This is a genomic window from Exiguobacterium abrahamii, assembly GCF_015645365.1.
Taxonomy (GTDB): Bacteria; Bacillota; Bacilli; order Exiguobacteriales; family Exiguobacteriaceae; genus Exiguobacterium_A; species Exiguobacterium_A abrahamii.
Genome location: NZ_JADOYC010000001.1, coordinates 1389655 through 1405229 on the forward strand (window position 1 = coordinate 1389655; position 15575 = coordinate 1405229).

A 15575-nucleotide genomic window follows, 5' to 3' on the forward strand; every position below is an offset into this window, starting at 1 on the left:
TCCCTATCGTGCAAACGCTTCGCACTCGCCTATTGTTTCTTATTCCACTCGTCTGTCTACTACTACTTACTGTGCAACACTTCGTCCCGTCGCTCTATACGTCACTGCTTGGACGAATCGATCCAGCAACGAATACATATTGCGTCGACCGTTGTGGTCCAAAGGAATCGATTTTCGATACGATCGAAGAAGGAACGTCTTATGGCGAAAGCACGGTCACGATGAGCGAAGCCGATCCGCCAGCTCGATGGTTCCGGACAGGATTCGATTCTTCAGTAACGACACCTCCTTATCTTCTCATACTATGTCTCATTCTCCTGTTTTGCAGCTGGTTTTTCTGGCATTATCTCCAGTGGTTGCGTCGACCTCGTATCGATCCATCAGAGTATGTGCTTCCGCCACGCTTCCCGATTTTTATTTATGAGACAAAAGACCTGCCTGCTGACTCGATTCGAAAACAACTCGCTCACTTTAATACACAATTGCCGCTTTCCTTACAGCGCCGGACCCACGAGACGGTAACGGAATGGTTCGACCGAATTGCGTTCCCTTCTCCCGTTGATCCGCTCTACTTCGAAGTGCGGTATGGGAAAGTGCCTGTCATCTCGACGCATCAATTGACCTTCTTCGTTCAAGCGATGGAGCAGTACCTTCGAAAATGCCAAGTCCGATCATCGATCTCTTGAATTCTTCCGCCCTGCTCATTGAAGCTTGGCGGTTTTTTAACGAAATCAGTTTGGATGACATATTGAAAGAAGGTTTCAAGTGTTTTTAAAATTTGGATTGACTATTTTTCAAAATCAGACGATTAGTTGCCAGAAAACTGGGTAATATAGACTATAGTAGAGAAAAAGTCGTTCAACCAGGAGAGTGAGGTGAGAGAAGATGATCAGTGCACAAGAAGCCTATTACATCAAGAAGGAATTGAATGAAAAATTCGAGGATCCACGGATTTCCTGTGATTTTTCAATCTTTTCACTTGAACCGTTCCAACTTCTCTTGCACGTCCAAGAAGATGTCGATGAACTCAGTACTGAAACACGCTATGGCTTAAGTCGCAAGATTCGGTCCCAGCTTAAACAACTTGATGCACGTGTCGGTGGTGTTCCCGTCAAAGCGGTCTATGTCATATCGGCCCCTCTCATTTCCGATCGATCGTATTGCGTCATCTTACAATGAAAAAAATCCCTCGCGTAAAGTAACGCGGGGGATTTCCATGTTCATCGGTTGGTAAAACCATCGATTTTCCAACCGTTCTTTAAAAAAGTATGCTCCTTGGACCAGTAGATAATCGCATATTCTCGATTGATGTGTTCCCGCTCCGTTATCGCATGCTCGATTTCCGCATCAAAATCACAATAGGCATATACAGCATTCGATCGATCGGCAATCCTCTGCATATCCTCCATGAAAATCGTCTCTTGCTGATCGAGTGACCACGCAGTTAAATTCTCTTCTTGGAAACCGAATCGAAAACCAAAGCAGTCAGGCTCTTTTTCAATCGTCATTCGAACCGGTACTGTTATTAAACCATGATACGCTGAGAAGACGAGCGAGGCATTCCCGTATTGATGATTCAGTAATGGACGCCAGTCTTTCGGAAGACCCTTTTCCTCATTCCAATGTGATCCATCGATATCCGTCGCGTAACTGTATCTGAGACATCGTATATCTGAATGAAACGCATCCAAGACCATTCGAACAGCGTGTTCCATATCTTGCGTTTTTTCAAAAACAAATCCTACCTGTATCAGCATTCTTCATTCCCATCTGATTATGCATTACCCTGCCATGTCACCGATTTGGTTCCGACCATTCTCTTTCGCCCGATATAACGCTTGATCGGCTTGGTCGATCACCTCTTTTTCCGTCGTTTCTGCTCCGGGTACAAGCGACGTCAAGCCAAGACTGACACTGACCCGGCAAAGTGGTTCATAGCGTTCATGTACGATATTCAAGTCGAGAATGTCCTGTCGGATGCGTTCTGCAATGCGCCGGGTTTCTTCTGCTCCACGCGGCAACAAGACTGTGAATTCCTCTCCACCGTACCGTGCGACTTGTCCATGCCGTACTTGACGCTTCAAGACGCGGGCGACTTCTTTTAAACATTCATCCCCTTTTAAATGACCATACGTATCATTATACGACTTAAAAGCATCGACATCGATCAAAATCAGGGAGAGTGGTGTCTGGTGTTGTTTGGCTTCTTCGAGGAGTTGCTCGAGTCGTTCATCGAACGCCCGTCGATTCGGGATGCCGGTCAAGGCGTCGTGAAGCGAACGATGAATCAAGGCTTGTTTACTGCGTTCCATCCGAAACGTCTGGATGAAGGCAATCAAGACAAGAACGGCAATGCTTGCGACAACGACGATGACCCATTTCGCAGCACTCGACGCTTGCTCGGAACGATTCGTTGCTTCGGCGATGATTCGGTTGACGTCCGTCCGTAGACGGGCATCGATCGGACGAAATGTCTCGATATATTGCATCCCTTGATAACGCTTTGCCTCAGCGGCTGCTTGATCCCCGTTTCGAACGAGTGCCAGTTGGGCATCATAAAATCGGATGGCCGTCTCGATCCGGGGAATCGCTTCCGTTCGGACGAGCTTTCGCATGATCGGATGATTCTCATCGAGTTGATTGAGTCGCTTGACCGTTTGATCAAGCCGATCAATCGTCCGCTCATACTGGGCTAGATCCGCCTCGTTCGGTGAGAGGATGTAACTGCGAACGACCAGTTCAAGATTGAGTAACGCCGGAAACAACTCCGCTGCTTCCGTTGAGATTGGAATTGCCTCGTTTAAGATGCGTGCATTCTCTCGTTCGATTTTCAGGAAAGCTTGATAGCTCCAAACGCTTGTAAATAAAAGCGCACAGAGTGCCAAAAACAAATAGCGCTGCAACGTTGACCATTTCACAAAAAGACCGACCTTTCTTTCTCTTTCTAATTGACTAAAGTCTATCCCTTCTATCGGTGTCTTGAAATCAAACTGTTAGTCGTTTGTATGAAATAATGCCCGTTGCCGACACATTCCAAACGCTTCCAGCTTTCTTAATCGGTCAAGGATGTGTTTTCCAACTGTTCCTGTGCCTGCCTTCGTCTCATTGCCCGCTCAGTCACGTCATTATTCTTCCACCAAGCGACGAGTAGACCAACTAGTCCGACTAGACCCGTCACGAATCGCTCGACGTCACTTGCCGACACTGGCAATGCTGTAAAACCGAGCGTCGGTAAGAGTAACTCAAGAAAAACATAGAGCGGAATCAAGAGACGGATCCACGCCTGAAATCGAATCATGGTGACACCGGAAAGAGGCGACGCCATGTTTGCGGACCAACGATTCCGTCAGCGACTAGACGACATGTCTGTTGGAACGTTCGAACGGCGTGCGTCAATCGGGCATCAAAGATTCCTGTCACCACAAGACCCAAGCGTTTTTCAATGGCTCGGACGAGTTCCGGTGCTTGGATTTTTTCCCGGAGATATTGACCTTGTTTTGGCACGTGATGGCGCGCTAGACTGACATGATCGTACAGTTCAAAGTGTGGGTAGTCTGGAAAACGAGACCAATCGCCTCCCCAGTCCATTCCGCGTCGTTTCATCGCGCGAACGATTCGTCGGAGTCGCGCATCTGGCGGAGAAAGGAACAATGCCCCATCCTGATAGAGAAAGACGTCGATTGCGACACCGAAGTTATGGTTTGATTGTCCGCCGCGGGCTTGCGTCACGATGGGTCCTGGCGTCGTCCGTCCTTTTGCATACAACGCATTCTGTTCCGCGATGCTCCGAAAGCTTTGCGCTATACCGAGCTTGATTCCATGCGGATAAAGCTCTCGTATCACGTCACGCGTGATCCGGACGACAGACGGATGCATGCCAGGAACGGATAGTTTTTGATTGGCACGTCGGAGTAATTCTTCTAGCTGCATCAGGCTCCCTCCCTTGTCAGTGCTTGTAATAGTTCAGCAATTTCGGCGTCGTCAGGTATGCTCTGGTTCTTCTTCTGGTGTGCTTCATATGCTCGTTGTGCTGCTTTTTCTTGTTCCACCCAGTTCGGTAATTGAAATAATGAAGTGTCTCTCCTTGAGCGTTTGGTTATTCGTTTCTGCCGTTCAGCTGGCAATCCGGTCGCAAGACGCTTGACGACTTGCTCGATGTAACCGAATTGATGACTGTTCGCTCGCGCCGCTTCTTCGATCGCATACTGGATGCGCTCGATCGGATGGTCTGTTGCCAGCTGTAGCAATTCCTGCTCGATTCGTGGTGTCGCCTTGCCGAGATTCATCTCGTATTGCTGCACCAGCTCCTTTTTTAAAATCGTATTCTTCAAGACTTCTTCTTCGGAGGCAACAGAAACCTCGGGGGCAGTCGTCACTTGACTCGCCGGGGACGGCGTCTCGACACGGGGCAGGACACGGTAAGCATTCGACGTCTGTCCCCCGTGTTTCGTGAACCGTTCGACTTTTTCGATCCGACCGCTTGCGATCAAGGACTGGATACATGACTTGACCGTCGATTTACTGCACGGAACAGCGTCGGCGATCGTCTGATAGGACGGAAATGCTTGACCATCCTGACCACTGAAGCTTTCAAGGATCAGATAGATCATCTTTTCATGGACGGACGCAAATGCCGTCCCGCTCCGTAAGAGCGTATGGGGAACCGGGAGATATGGGGCTTGCATGGTGATTCCTCCTTTCTAGGACATATGACAGGCAGAGGTCGAGGATTGTTCGAAAAAAATACATGCGAACCAATCAGATGATGCTGCTTGGTTTGACCAACACTCCTGACGATTCGTCTTTATGACATTGCAGACATAAAAAAGCGCTCTCCGTTAACGAAGAGCGCTCCTGTTCATTTCAAGACATCCCAATTCGAAAAGTGTCGTGCCTCGAGATCGAGTTGCTGTTCCTCGATCCAGCGAAACGCTTCGAGTACGAGCGGTGACGCGTTATCAATCGAGACGTCACTCGCCTTGACCCAGCGCGCACCGAGCGAGTCTTGTCCGACGAATTGTTCGGGGATACTCAGCGTTCCACCCGTCTGTCGGACGAGATAAAAGACGGCGATGTGATGGACTTCGTCGAACTCGCGCCAATCCCACGGAAGCTTGAAGTCCGCGACGCCGATCTGTCGTTCGAGTGCCACTTCGAGCCCGGTCTCTTCCGTGAATTCCCGGCGCATCGCCGTAGCGAGCGTCTCTCCTTCTTCGAGGCTTCCCCCTGGTAAGTCATAGCGATTGATATACGGTCCACCATTCTTGTCGATGACGAGTAAGGCATCCTCCTTCATCAATAATCCATAGACACCAAATGCCCGGTGGCAACGAATCGTCTTCATGTGTCATTCCCCCTTCTCTTCATCTGCAGGACGGTCGGGATGAATGGATCCAAAAAGCCGTCAAACGGAAACTGTTGCTGCGCGATTCGTTGTTGTAGGTTCAGTAACGATGCACGGGCTCGTTCAATCACATCAGGCGGATAATCGTACAATTGTTGGTTCTCTAAAAATTCGTCCTCGTCGACTACCGTCCATACTCCCTCGCGATGGACGAGATCGAGATCCAGATCAATGAACGATAAGCTATTTCCTTGAAGAACCGGCGGTAAGCAAATGTTACAGTAGTACGTCACCTCTCCCGTCCGCTCTAAATCGAGACCGACCGTAAAATCCGCATCAAGCGGATAGAATTCGAGACTATAATTGTCATATGTATAAACCGCTTCGCGACGATGATGCAAAAGTGTCCGCCCGGGCGTATTCGCGACGAGCAGATAGTTTTCCGTCTGTTCAAGGACATAGCCGTCCCATGAATAGTGCGGACGTCCATCAAATTTTCGCGCTTCTATCGTGACATGCTTCGGTTCCATTCTCACCCCACCCCTTCCCTAAAGCTCTCTAATTTTACCAAATAAATTTGTTTGAGCAAGACTTTACCTGAATCTTTAAAATTTTGAGACTCTCTCGTTGACATCCTTTAACAAACTGCTATCGTGAAAGTATCATACTCAAGGATGTGGAACCGATGTTCATTGCCGAGTTGTTATTAAATGCTTGTATCGCCTTCACCGGCTTTTATTTGATCGCCAAAATCATCTATAGTCAACGTCTTGCGTCAAGTAGCTTGAAATCCCTCATCGTCGGTCTCGCGACCGGGCTGCTCGGGGTACTGTTGATGTTTAAGGGGATTGCCGTCAACGAGTCGTTACGGATGGATTTGCGTCATTTACCGCTTGTTTTGCTCGCTTTTTATGGCGTCCGATCGCCCCTGATCATCGCAACGTTAATCATCGGCTGCTCCCGTTTCTACTTCGGCTGGACACCCCAAGCGATCGTCGCGTTTCTTGCAGTCCTTGGTATCAGCACCGGGATGTACTTCATCCATAAACGGTTGCTCCATCGACCATTCCTGCAAAATCTCATCATGAACGTCTGGGCGTTGTTCATGATCTCGATTGCTGTCTCGATCAATCTCGGCTTTAGTGACGCCGCTCTTCGTTTGCTCGCTTCGACATGGACGATTGGACTGGCGGTCGGGCTCTTATCGAGTCTGTTGACGATTGATTTTCAGTTGCTCAACGAACAGGTGCAGCGCTACAAACAATCAGCGGAACTCGATCATTTGACGGGACTGTACAATCGCCGTGTTTGGGATGAACGGACAGCACTTCTCGAAGAAGAAGGACGTGTCTACAATGTGCTCGCACTCGACATCGACCACTTCAAGCATGTCAACGATACATACGGGCATGCGAACGGGGATCTCGTCTTACAACAGTTCGCACGGATCTTACAGGAAGAAACGCGTCCGCATGATATCACGGCGCGCATCGGGGGAGAGGAATTCATGGTCCTCGTCTATGATTTGACGCCTTCGAAAGTCGCGAAGGTCGCCAACCGAATCCGGGAGCGAATCGCGAACACGCGCTTTCAGCTCGACGGCTTTCCCGCAATCTCGATCACAGCGTCCGTCGGCATCGCCCATGGGAAACACGTCGCTGCCCAGCGGATGAATATCCTTGCCGACGAAGCGTTATATGCCGCCAAGGAACAAGGGCGGAACCGTGTCATTCTGTACGAGGTCGATGCTGAGGCGGCGATGACGACGCAAGACCGCGAACCGGTCCGTTCTTAATCTTTATCATACCCATTCGATTATTGAGTAGACTGCGCTGGGTGATGCAAAAACAGCTCATCCATCCATAAGGAGTGAAGCAATGAAATCCGATTTTGAATTCATGACGACATCAGAAGCCATTCTATTCGTCAGTTCCTTGTTCATGTGGCTGTACATCGGGCGTCATTTCGTCATAATCACGTCGTTTGATGACTTATTTTTAACGCAATCGTGGTGGTTACTACTTCCGCTCATCACCTTCATCCTATTCTTACGCTCGTTCGTCGTACGACGCTTGATCCTCCATCATCGTCAAGCAGACGAGGACGACATATCACGCAATGCTTAATCCATGCAAAAGAGGACTTACCATGAAACCGGTAAGTCCTCTTTCTTTACGCTTGATCGATTCGACGAAACTGTAAGCCACGTGCTTTCCACTCCGGCAAGAGTTCTTTCAGCACCGCAATTGTCTGCACGGGTGCTTGTGGATCTGCACCGAACGTATCCCCATTATCGTGGAGCAAGATGATGTCTCCTTCTGACACATTTGATAGCAGCCGTTTGATTTTTGCCTTTCCGCCCTCTAGCTTCCAGTCCTCTGCCATCTTCGACCAGAGAATCATGTTGTAAGAAGGAGGACAGAGGACATCTCCAGCATTAAGCGCACCCCACGGTGGACGGTAGACCGTCGGACGTTCGCCCGTGATCCGTTCAATGACTGTAGCCGTCCGCTCGATACCTGTCCGGACGGTCGACGGTCGCATCGACCAGTTCGGACGATGGATATAATTGTGGATCCCGACTTGATGCCCTTCTTCGTGCATCCGGCGAATGAGGTCCGGATGTGCTTCTGCTTTATGACCCACGACGAAAAACGTCGCATGAATCCCTTCTTGTTGTAAAAGATCAAGCAGTTCTGCCGTATAGACAGGATCTGGACCATCATCGAACGTCAAGGCGACGGATCGTGAGTCCAGTGATTTCGTCACGCGCCATCCAAAGACGCGTGACGCCATATACGGAACGACCGTATAGGCGAGTGTCGCGAGAACTCCCGCTGTGACAAGACGTGAACGCATGTAAACTAACTCCCTTATTATCCATTTACTTTTTGACGACGATCTTGCAGGCAACCCTCAATCCGTTCAGCGAAAAATCGCTGATCGGCCATGACACGATCATTTTGATACTGTGTGACTGCCTGTTGCCAAGCATGCATGACGTCCGGGTTCTCAAGCGTCCGACGGATGACGTCCGCGAGTGAATCCGTTTGATTAAAGGAGAACGCAAGCCCCTTCTCCATCAAATACGTACGATTAATCTCTTCTTGCCCCGGTAGGACGTGTTGAATGAACAGCGGTACACGTTTTTCGAACGCTTCGCTAACCGTCACGCCACCCGGCTTCGTGACGATCGCATCCATCCGTTCGTACAATTGATTCATCTCATCTCGTGAATCGATATAGGCGAGTGGATGGATATGTGGATGACGTCGAGTGGCTAACCGTTTATAAAGCGTCTGATTGTTCCCGCACAAGACATGAAAATCTGCTTCCGCACACTGTTCGATTTGCGTCAGCAACGTCTCGAGTTGACCGAGTCCACCGTTTCCGCCCGCAACCAGAATTTGTTTGCGCGACTGCGTCGAACGAATGATCGAACCACCAGAAATGGCTGGATGGACAGGGATTCCCGTCACGAACAACCGCTCTTCTGGTACAGCATGGTGCGCGTGTAATTCCCGCCTCGCCTCACGATTTGGCAACAGATGATACTCGATATGCGTCTTTCCCCAAACGCGACTAACGAATAGATCGGTATAGGCATTGATGACGGGGACATCACAAAGGTTTCGTTCCTTCAATTGATTCAAGAGATAGGACGGAAACGCATGCGTACAGATGATGACATCCGGTTGTTCCGTTCGGATGATTCGTAACATCTGTTGTTGGAAATAATGCGACGTCCATCCTCTTGAGCGCGCGTTACTCGATCGTCCGGCAATATGCCGATGGTAAAAACGACTATAACCGTTTGAGAAATGTCGGATCCAGTTCAGATAAAACTTCGATGTCACCCATTCTGCGAACGGGCTGATCGTACTGAGTAACTCTACTTCCTTGACTTCAACATCTGGTCCCTGCAATCGTTCGGCAATGGCTTCCGCGACGAGATGATGACCGGATCGCATCCTTAAAAAAGGAAAGATCACTATTTTTTGCATCGTATGTCCACTCCTTCAAACTATCCGCAAAAATCCTTTAAAAAGAAGTATCGTTTAGTCTTCTTTTCCCGCTTGGTTTTTCCCTAAAACGACGCGTTTTTCGAGCCGTTTACGCTTGATCCATTTGACGAGTACACCGAGCAGAAACAATACGAGTAAGGCGAGTCCGAAATACGGTACGACTTCCGGCTTGATATGAAACGTCTTTCCGGCAAAGTGACCGAGTAAGACGAAAGGAACGACCCATAGCGCGGAACCAAGTGCCGACACAAAGAAATACCGACCGAACGGAATTCGCTTCATGCCTGCAAAATATGGATTGATTTGCCGCACGCCCGGAATATAAAGACCGGCGATGATCGTCCGATTAATCCGTTCCATATAGCCGTTCGACACCCGCTCCCAGCGTTCTCTCGTCAATCCGATGAAACGACCGTATCGTAAGACGGTCGGTCCGAAGAAGCGCCCCGCGCCATATGCCGTCAACATACCGACGAACGTCCCGGCGTATGCCGTTAAGATTGAGTAAATCAAACGTTCTTCGTTCCGACCACTTAAGATTCCAATCAGGACGAGTAGCGATTCTTCCGGTGCCGGAATCCCGACGATGCCAAAAAATAAAAAGATGAAAATAACGCCATATCCATAGGCATCGAGATACTGGTTGACCGTATCCATGTTCATGTTGTCACGTCCTCTACTGCTGTCTCTCTGTAATGTTTCATCGTCTTCTGACTATGTATTCGTTCCTGTTCATGCAATTCCTTTTTTAGAAAAATTAAAACCCGTTTTCAGCTAAAAATTGACCTATTCTCGTATCTCTCCTCGTGACAGTTCTTAGCATTTAGGAGATGATGAAGAGAGTGAAGTATATTTTTAAGGATAGAAGGAGGATGACGATGAAAGAGACAAAACAGCTGACGATTTGCCCGCTCTCGACCGAGAGTATTCCACTCGTTAATGATGCCAACGAACCGTTCCCAATCATCGGACGTATTGTTCCGCAGTTCTCCAGCACCACTTGGTCCTACACGGAAGAACTTTATGAAACAGCTACCGAGACCCATTTCCCGGACGACCGTCTCGATTGGTCTACTTATATTGATCATCAAGATCGTATCGTCCTACTCGCCTTCTCCGGCACTTCTTGTATCGGTCAGATCCGTCTCGTTCGTGACTGGAACCGTTTCGCCTACATCGAGAACATCGCCGTCAAACAAACGTTTCGTAAACTAGGCGTTGGACACCAACTGCTCGCCGCTGCGACGAAGTGGGCACAGCAACGCGAGTTGATTGGTCTGTCCCTTGAAGCACAGGACGATAATCTGATAGCTTGCCGGTTTTACGCGCGAGAAGGCTTCGTGCTTGGCGGTGTCGATAGCCTAAAACAATCCGCCAATCCACACATCGATCTGACGCTGTATTGGTACAAACTATTTTGAGCAACAAACGGAAAGGACTTATTTCATGGTATCGATCGTAAAGAGCAGTTTCATTTCTGCGATATTGTTTGCTTTCTTGTACGCACTGATTGCTGGGCTTGAGATGGGGGATCCAGCAATCTACGGCACGTCCTTCACCGACTTCTTCCTGATTGGTCTACTGTTTGCCGGTCCTGTCATCCTGATCGGTGCACTCTTGACAGAAGGGCTTCCGCGCCTGTTATTCCGTTCGACTATCTCATTCGCACAACGGATCATCCTCAATCAAGTCGTCGCGTTGTTCGCGAGTATCGTCCTCTATCTACTTGTGCAACCCAATCCATTTTCGTTCTATTTTGTCTTGTTCTGTTCTGGAGTAGCATTGGTGTATCTTCTCGTCTCCGAATCAGCGCGGAAGTATCCGGCATTCCTCCCCTATCTATTCGGGTGGCTCGGTCGGACCGTCCTCAGCTTCTTTTTGTTTCTTAACTTGTTTGGTACGATGACGATGAGGATTCCGTTTCTGTCTTATGCGGAGCAGTTGGTCAATGAACAGTTAGATGCTGTCATGCTACTGTTCTTCAGCAGCATCGCGATGGCTGACATGCTGTTAGCTGTCCATTTCACGAAGCGTTCGCTACCGTGGAAGACACATCTCCTCGTTCATCAAGGCACGGTCTTCGTGTTTGCTGGCGCGTTCATTTTGTTCACTTCGCTTCCTTCGGTATTTTTCACCGGAAACGTAGTCGCTGCCTTTTTATATGTGATGGTCACCCGCCTATTCATCGTCATGAAAACCGGGAAGGAGGAACACCATGATCCGTCTGTCATTTCGACTACTGATGACTAACTGGATTTTTTTAATGCTGTATCAACATCTCCCATCGTCACCACGCCTTATGCCCGAGACGGACGCTGGGTATTATTCAGGTGTTTTTGAGACATTGCTGTCGTTTGCGATCATCATCACGGTCGGCGGCATCTTAACGGACGCGATTCGTTACTTCGGCTTCCGAACGCGTCCACTTTCTTTTGCATCACATCTCTTCCTGAATCAAGGCATCGCCTTACTTATTGGTGGCATCTTATTAATCGTTTTCAATGGTCTGTTTCAACCGCTCTATTTTCAAGCGATTGCGAGTAGCGCCGCCTTCCTCTATTATTTAATGACACGTTTGACATTACTATACAAAAACGATTCAGTTGTTTGAAATCAGCCACATTCTTACATTTTTGTTAGGTAAGAATGACAAGCTAGGCATTATACTGAATGTATCGTTCAGTAAAGGAGACATGCCACATGTTTCGTCAAAAATCACTTTTGTACTTACTCATTTTTTTGTCCTTCGGTTTCGCCTTCGACACGATCACTGGATCGTCCCTCATTCCGTTCGTTGAACCCCTTCATGAATTGATTGCCTCACTTGCGCTGACGATCACGACCGCCTGTTTGTCACTGTTCTTTCTGTTCTACCATGGCGTTCGTCCGCATCTTGAATTACTGATCGTCCTCCCCTTTTTGATTTTGACGAGCGGCATTACGTTCTTGTTCGTCTTCTTGAACGCAATGACTGTCATTTAACGTCACCAAAAAGCCCGTCTTCTTCAAGGAGACGGGCTTTGGTCGGCAATATGTAGATCACGGTTTGGCGTTAAGCTCCAGCAACGGATCACTTTCACTCGGCCAATTGATTTGTCCCTCGTAATGATCCTCGATCGTCGCGACCGGTTTCGAACGTTCGAACCGAGACGGTTGCGTCGATGTCGTAAAGACGATCAAGACAGCTAACAGACTGATGATACTAAAAACTCGTCGCATCATGATTTATACTCCTTTAGTCGTTTCTATTCTCATATTAAACAAACCATGCTATTATGCCATCCGTCCTCCGCCGTATCTCTCACTCCGCCCACTAAAAAAGACCGACTACGTAAGTCGGTCTGACACCATCACCCTTGTTCGCCAACGACCGAGAACCGCTCGTTGAGATGTTGCGCGTTTTCTAGCTCATCGACTACAGCGATGGTGTAATCCGCGTAACTGATGTAGCTTTCCCCTTTTGCGTTTAGAATCATCTGCTCGCCGCCGACTGTATACGTTCCTGTGCGTTGACCGCTTGGATCAAAGAATCCAGCGGGGCTGAGATACGTCCACGTCACGTCGTGTTGCCCTTGCAGTTCGATCAAGTTTTTTCCCATGTTCGAGGCTGTCGGATAATACGCTTCCGGGAAATCCGGTGTTTCCATGACGCGTACTGTATGCTCGGCATCGACGAATAGGCTTCCCGCACCACCGACGACGAATAGTCGTGTCTTGCTTCCTGCTAACACATTGATTAAATGACGCCCGACTTCGATATGCTTCGTCTCCTCACCCGGTGCTGCATTAAACGCGTTGACGATGGCGTCAAATCCGTTCAGATCGTCTTTTGTCAGTGCGAGTACATCGCGCTCGAGAATCGTGACGTCTGCCGTCACTTTTGCCGCGTTACGGACGATTGCCGTGACGTCATGTCCACGTTTGATTGCTTCTTGTACAATCAACTGCCCTGCTTTTCCTGTTGCGCCGATGATTCCGATGTTCATGATGATTCCTCCTTTTGATATGTAACTAATGTGATTACATGTAACCAATATAGTTACAAATACTTCGTTTGTCAACTGTGTTGTTCCTATTCCCCGTTTCTTGCCAAATGAACGATACAGCGTATAATGAGAGAACAATATTTTTAAGAAGGAGGGTCATCCGTTGGCCATCAGTACTCGTTTTTCCGTCGGCATCCATATTCTCTCGTTGATTGCGACCGACGAGAAGATGACATCCGACTTGATTGCTGGCAGCGTCAATACGAATCCGGTCGTCATCCGTAAGATCATGAGCATGTTGAAGAAAGCTGATTTGATCGCGGTCCGCCCGGGTGTCGCCGGTGCGCGACTCGCCCGCCCGTTGTCTACTATCACGCTGCTTGACGTCTATCACGCCGTCGCTGTCGTGCCGGACAAGGAATTGTTCGGCGTCCATGCCGCACCGAATCCAGATTGCCCGGTCGGACGAAACATCCAATCGACGGTCACACCCATCTTCGAGCTTGCGCAATCTGCTCTTGAGAAGGTACTCGCTCACGTCACACTGGATGATATCGTCAGTGAAATCGAACAAAAAGAAGCATCGTCCTCATAAGGGCGATGTTTTTTGTCATATATACATTGCATATGTCATCTATATATGACATACTAGCTAAGGGAATATTTGTAAAGGAGTGGATGGATATGTCTACATCGTTGAGTCCGATGAAACAACTTCGCATGCAGCAAGGCTTAACACAAGGTCAACTAGCAGAGAGAGTACATGTCACACGACAGACGATCGCCTTGATTGAAGCGAATAAGTTCAATCCGAGTCTTCGACTTTGTTTAGACATCGCACACGCCTTAGAAACGGATTTAAATACATTATTTTGGGAGGAACAGCATGAGTAAGTGGTTAGAATTCTTTGGTATTAAAAAAGAAACGGATGAACGAGTCCAACAACAAGGGACAAAAGTGTTTTTTGAAGCAGGCATCTTCGTCCTCTTCTTAGCTTTACTTGATATCGTCATTCGTGGAGTGGTTTTAGAACGTCCGATTGTAGAGTGGGGATTTAGCTTTTTCATAATTGGAGGATATCTTGTATACGGCATTATTCGAATGGCATTCGCTGGAGTGTACGATCAAGATATTTATGATGAGACGTCCTTTAAGAAGAAAATGAGAAAACATACGTTAGAACATTTGTTGACCAGCCTTTTCTTATCCATCATCACGACGGTTCATGATGGTATGCCACATGATCTAATAGGATGGATGGAGATCCCCGTTAAGTTTTGTTGTGCGTTCCTAGCGATGCAGTTGGTAGAATGGGTCTTGTCTCGTATCTCACTTCGAAAAATTAAGAGAGAACTTCAGTAATACATAATGAAACGCATCGTCCTATAAAGGATGATGCGTTTTGCATTACATGAACCATTGATACAGTAGATATCCTCCACCGAGGACGACAAGCACCGCGAGCATCTCCAGACCACGCATCCCGTCGTTTTGCCCACGGGGTACGGCACTACCGAGACCTTGATCGACACCATCGCGGAGATGATTGAGTGGTTGTTTCTTTTCTTGTTTGAAGCGAGACATATAAACGACCACCTTTTTACATATTGTACCATTCCATCCTCACCTTGCAGTACATTCTGACAAAAAAATACGTGGTAGTTCTGATCCTACATTCAATTCGTTTCTCTATTCATTTCGAAGCAATTTCATGAACCCCATCTTTTCAACGATCAAAACATCCTGCTCGAAGCGTTTGATAGAATGTTTTGATGCTTGTTCGTCCAACGCATTCGGATGACCAAAGCATACATTTAGTATCGAATTAAGTTTCTCTGCCTCACCGCCGATGAAGTAGTGAGACATATAGGTGTTGTCCTCAGAAGCGATGACGACGAATGTCGCCATATCAAGCACTCCTTCGACGCTTTCTGCTGTCAGGAGTTTGTCTTTCACAGATGCATTCTGAAAGTCATACGATTCGATGGAGGCAATCCTACCTATTAACAGATTAAGAATTGATTTTCGGTAAATACAATAGACGCCAACGATCGTTTCAATGGGTGGAACGAACGGATCTTCGAGGATTGTGATCCATCGCTCATCCTGTTGATTCAGGCGGATGGCATGTAAGTGATTGACCAATAATTGATCAATGACGTTCACGTTCGTTGGTTGGATCGATTTAAAGTCATGTTCAGACAAGTCTTCTCCCCCCG

General features: G+C 48.1%; 25 protein-coding genes. 11 read left to right on the top strand and 14 right to left on the bottom strand.

Annotated features, from left to right (window positions below; translation table 11 throughout):
* Window positions 1-8: 8 nt before the first annotated feature.
* On the top strand, window positions 9-686 hold the full coding sequence (locus tag ITJ88_RS07180; RefSeq protein ID WP_195865129.1) for a hypothetical protein: 678 nt from the start codon (window positions 9-11) through the stop codon (window positions 684-686).
* A gap of 199 nt (window positions 687-885) precedes the next feature.
* Window positions 886-1179 carry a hypothetical protein gene (locus ITJ88_RS07185; RefSeq protein ID WP_029341604.1) on the top strand — a complete coding sequence of 98 codons (294 nt, stop codon included), beginning with the start codon at window positions 886-888 and terminating at the stop codon, window positions 1177-1179.
* Between the two features lie 41 nt (window positions 1180-1220).
* Here ITJ88_RS07185 and ITJ88_RS07190 read toward each other — a convergent pair whose 3' ends face one another.
* The 7 genes from ITJ88_RS07190 to ITJ88_RS07220 form a co-directional block, all read right to left on the bottom strand.
* On the bottom strand, window positions 1221-1715 hold the full coding sequence (locus ITJ88_RS07190) for an Imm64 family immunity protein (RefSeq protein ID WP_195865130.1): 495 nt from the start codon (window positions 1713-1715) through the stop codon (window positions 1221-1223).
* A gap of 66 nt (window positions 1716-1781) precedes the next feature.
* Window positions 1782-2918 (bottom strand): GGDEF domain-containing protein, encoded by a 1137-nt coding sequence (locus tag ITJ88_RS07195; RefSeq protein ID WP_195865131.1) that lies wholly within the window; start codon window positions 2916-2918, stop codon window positions 1782-1784.
* Window positions 2919-3052: 134 nt separating this feature from the next.
* Window positions 3053-3298, bottom strand: a complete 246-nt coding sequence (locus ITJ88_RS07200) for a phage holin (RefSeq protein WP_195865132.1) — start codon at window positions 3296-3298, stop codon at window positions 3053-3055.
* On the bottom strand, window positions 3295-3930 hold the full coding sequence (locus tag ITJ88_RS07205) for a M15 family metallopeptidase (protein ID WP_195865133.1): 636 nt from the start codon (window positions 3928-3930) through the stop codon (window positions 3295-3297). Before ITJ88_RS07205 ends, ITJ88_RS07200 begins: the two co-directional genes overlap by 4 nt.
* Window positions 3930-4685: a helix-turn-helix domain-containing protein gene (locus tag ITJ88_RS07210; protein WP_195865134.1), complete on the bottom strand. Its 756-nt coding sequence runs from the start codon at window positions 4683-4685 to the stop codon at window positions 3930-3932. Before ITJ88_RS07210 ends, ITJ88_RS07205 begins: the two co-directional genes overlap by 1 nt.
* A gap of 173 nt (window positions 4686-4858) precedes the next feature.
* Window positions 4859-5344 carry an NUDIX hydrolase gene (locus ITJ88_RS07215; protein ID WP_195865135.1) on the bottom strand — a complete coding sequence of 162 codons (486 nt, stop codon included), beginning with the start codon at window positions 5342-5344 and terminating at the stop codon, window positions 4859-4861.
* A complete protein-coding gene (locus ITJ88_RS07220) occupies window positions 5341-5874 on the bottom strand; it encodes a DUF402 domain-containing protein (RefSeq protein WP_195865136.1) in 534 nt (177 codons plus the stop codon). Before ITJ88_RS07220 ends, ITJ88_RS07215 begins: the two co-directional genes overlap by 4 nt.
* 155 nt (window positions 5875-6029) lie before the next feature.
* Between ITJ88_RS07220 and ITJ88_RS07225 the strand changes: the two genes are divergently transcribed.
* Both ITJ88_RS07225 and ITJ88_RS07230 read left to right on the top strand, forming a co-directional pair.
* A complete protein-coding gene (locus ITJ88_RS07225) occupies window positions 6030-7139 on the top strand; it encodes a GGDEF domain-containing protein (RefSeq protein WP_195865530.1) in 1110 nt (369 codons plus the stop codon).
* Window positions 7140-7242: 103 nt separating this feature from the next.
* Entirely contained in the window at window positions 7243-7470 is a 228-nt protein-coding gene (locus ITJ88_RS07230) for a hypothetical protein (RefSeq protein WP_230088560.1), read from the top strand.
* A 46-nt stretch (window positions 7471-7516) separates the two neighbouring features.
* On the opposite strand, the gene ITJ88_RS07235 is transcribed toward ITJ88_RS07230, so the two are convergent.
* The 3 genes from ITJ88_RS07235 to ITJ88_RS07245 are packed head-to-tail and all read right to left on the bottom strand — an operon-like array spanning window position 7517 to window position 10032.
* Window positions 7517-8203 (bottom strand): polysaccharide deacetylase family protein, encoded by a 687-nt coding sequence (locus ITJ88_RS07235; protein ID WP_195865138.1) that lies wholly within the window; start codon window positions 8201-8203, stop codon window positions 7517-7519.
* A 17-nt stretch (window positions 8204-8220) separates the two neighbouring features.
* Window positions 8221-9348 carry an MGDG synthase family glycosyltransferase gene (locus tag ITJ88_RS07240; RefSeq protein WP_230088562.1) on the bottom strand — a complete coding sequence of 376 codons (1128 nt, stop codon included), beginning with the start codon at window positions 9346-9348 and terminating at the stop codon, window positions 8221-8223.
* Window positions 9349-9402: 54 nt separating this feature from the next.
* Window positions 9403-10032 (bottom strand): DedA family protein, encoded by a 630-nt coding sequence (locus tag ITJ88_RS07245; RefSeq protein WP_195865140.1) that lies wholly within the window; start codon window positions 10030-10032, stop codon window positions 9403-9405.
* Window positions 10033-10247: 215 nt separating this feature from the next.
* Between ITJ88_RS07245 and ITJ88_RS07250 the strand changes: the two genes are divergently transcribed.
* The 4 genes from ITJ88_RS07250 (at window position 10248) to ITJ88_RS07265 (ending at window position 12351) form a co-directional block, all read left to right on the top strand.
* A complete protein-coding gene (locus ITJ88_RS07250; protein ID WP_195865141.1) occupies window positions 10248-10790 on the top strand; it encodes a GNAT family N-acetyltransferase in 543 nt (180 codons plus the stop codon).
* Window positions 10791-10815: 25 nt separating this feature from the next.
* On the top strand, window positions 10816-11619 hold the full coding sequence (locus ITJ88_RS07255; RefSeq protein ID WP_195865142.1) for a hypothetical protein: 804 nt from the start codon (window positions 10816-10818) through the stop codon (window positions 11617-11619).
* On the top strand, window positions 11612-11980 hold the full coding sequence (locus ITJ88_RS07260) for a hypothetical protein (protein ID WP_195865143.1): 369 nt from the start codon (window positions 11612-11614) through the stop codon (window positions 11978-11980). The genes ITJ88_RS07255 and ITJ88_RS07260 overlap by 8 nt, the downstream gene beginning before the upstream one ends.
* Before the next feature lie 89 nt (window positions 11981-12069).
* On the top strand, window positions 12070-12351 hold the full coding sequence (locus tag ITJ88_RS07265; RefSeq protein ID WP_195865144.1) for a hypothetical protein: 282 nt from the start codon (window positions 12070-12072) through the stop codon (window positions 12349-12351).
* 57 nt (window positions 12352-12408) lie between these two features.
* Here the strand turns inward: ITJ88_RS07265 and ITJ88_RS07270 are convergent, their stop codons facing one another.
* The gene (locus tag ITJ88_RS07270; RefSeq protein WP_195865145.1) at window positions 12409-12591 is read right to left on the bottom strand and encodes a hypothetical protein; all 183 of its coding nucleotides are present in this window, start codon (window positions 12589-12591) and stop codon (window positions 12409-12411) included.
* Window positions 12592-12719: 128 nt separating this feature from the next.
* Complete coding sequence (locus ITJ88_RS07275; RefSeq protein ID WP_195865146.1) at window positions 12720-13355, bottom strand: NAD(P)-dependent oxidoreductase; 636 nt, start codon at window positions 13353-13355, stop codon at window positions 12720-12722.
* A 163-nt stretch (window positions 13356-13518) separates the two neighbouring features.
* On the opposite strand from ITJ88_RS07275, the gene ITJ88_RS07280 reads away from it, so the two are divergent.
* From ITJ88_RS07280 to ITJ88_RS07290, 3 genes are all read left to right on the top strand, one after another.
* A complete protein-coding gene (locus tag ITJ88_RS07280; protein ID WP_195865147.1) occupies window positions 13519-13950 on the top strand; it encodes an Rrf2 family transcriptional regulator in 432 nt (143 codons plus the stop codon).
* Between the two features lie 89 nt (window positions 13951-14039).
* Window positions 14040-14249, top strand: coding sequence for a helix-turn-helix transcriptional regulator (locus ITJ88_RS07285; RefSeq protein ID WP_370567773.1), 210 nt, complete (start codon window positions 14040-14042; stop codon window positions 14247-14249).
* Entirely contained in the window at window positions 14242-14718 is a 477-nt protein-coding gene (locus ITJ88_RS07290) for a DUF6773 family protein (RefSeq protein ID WP_195865148.1), read from the top strand. Before ITJ88_RS07285 ends, ITJ88_RS07290 begins: the two co-directional genes overlap by 8 nt.
* Window positions 14719-14763: 45 nt before the next feature.
* On the opposite strand, the gene ITJ88_RS07295 is transcribed toward ITJ88_RS07290, so the two are convergent.
* Window positions 14764-14940, bottom strand: a complete 177-nt coding sequence (locus tag ITJ88_RS07295; protein WP_195865149.1) for a hypothetical protein — start codon at window positions 14938-14940, stop codon at window positions 14764-14766.
* A gap of 105 nt (window positions 14941-15045) precedes the next feature.
* Window positions 15046-15561 carry a hypothetical protein gene (locus ITJ88_RS07300; RefSeq protein WP_195865150.1) on the bottom strand — a complete coding sequence of 172 codons (516 nt, stop codon included), beginning with the start codon at window positions 15559-15561 and terminating at the stop codon, window positions 15046-15048.
* Window positions 15562-15575: the final 14 nt, after the last annotated feature.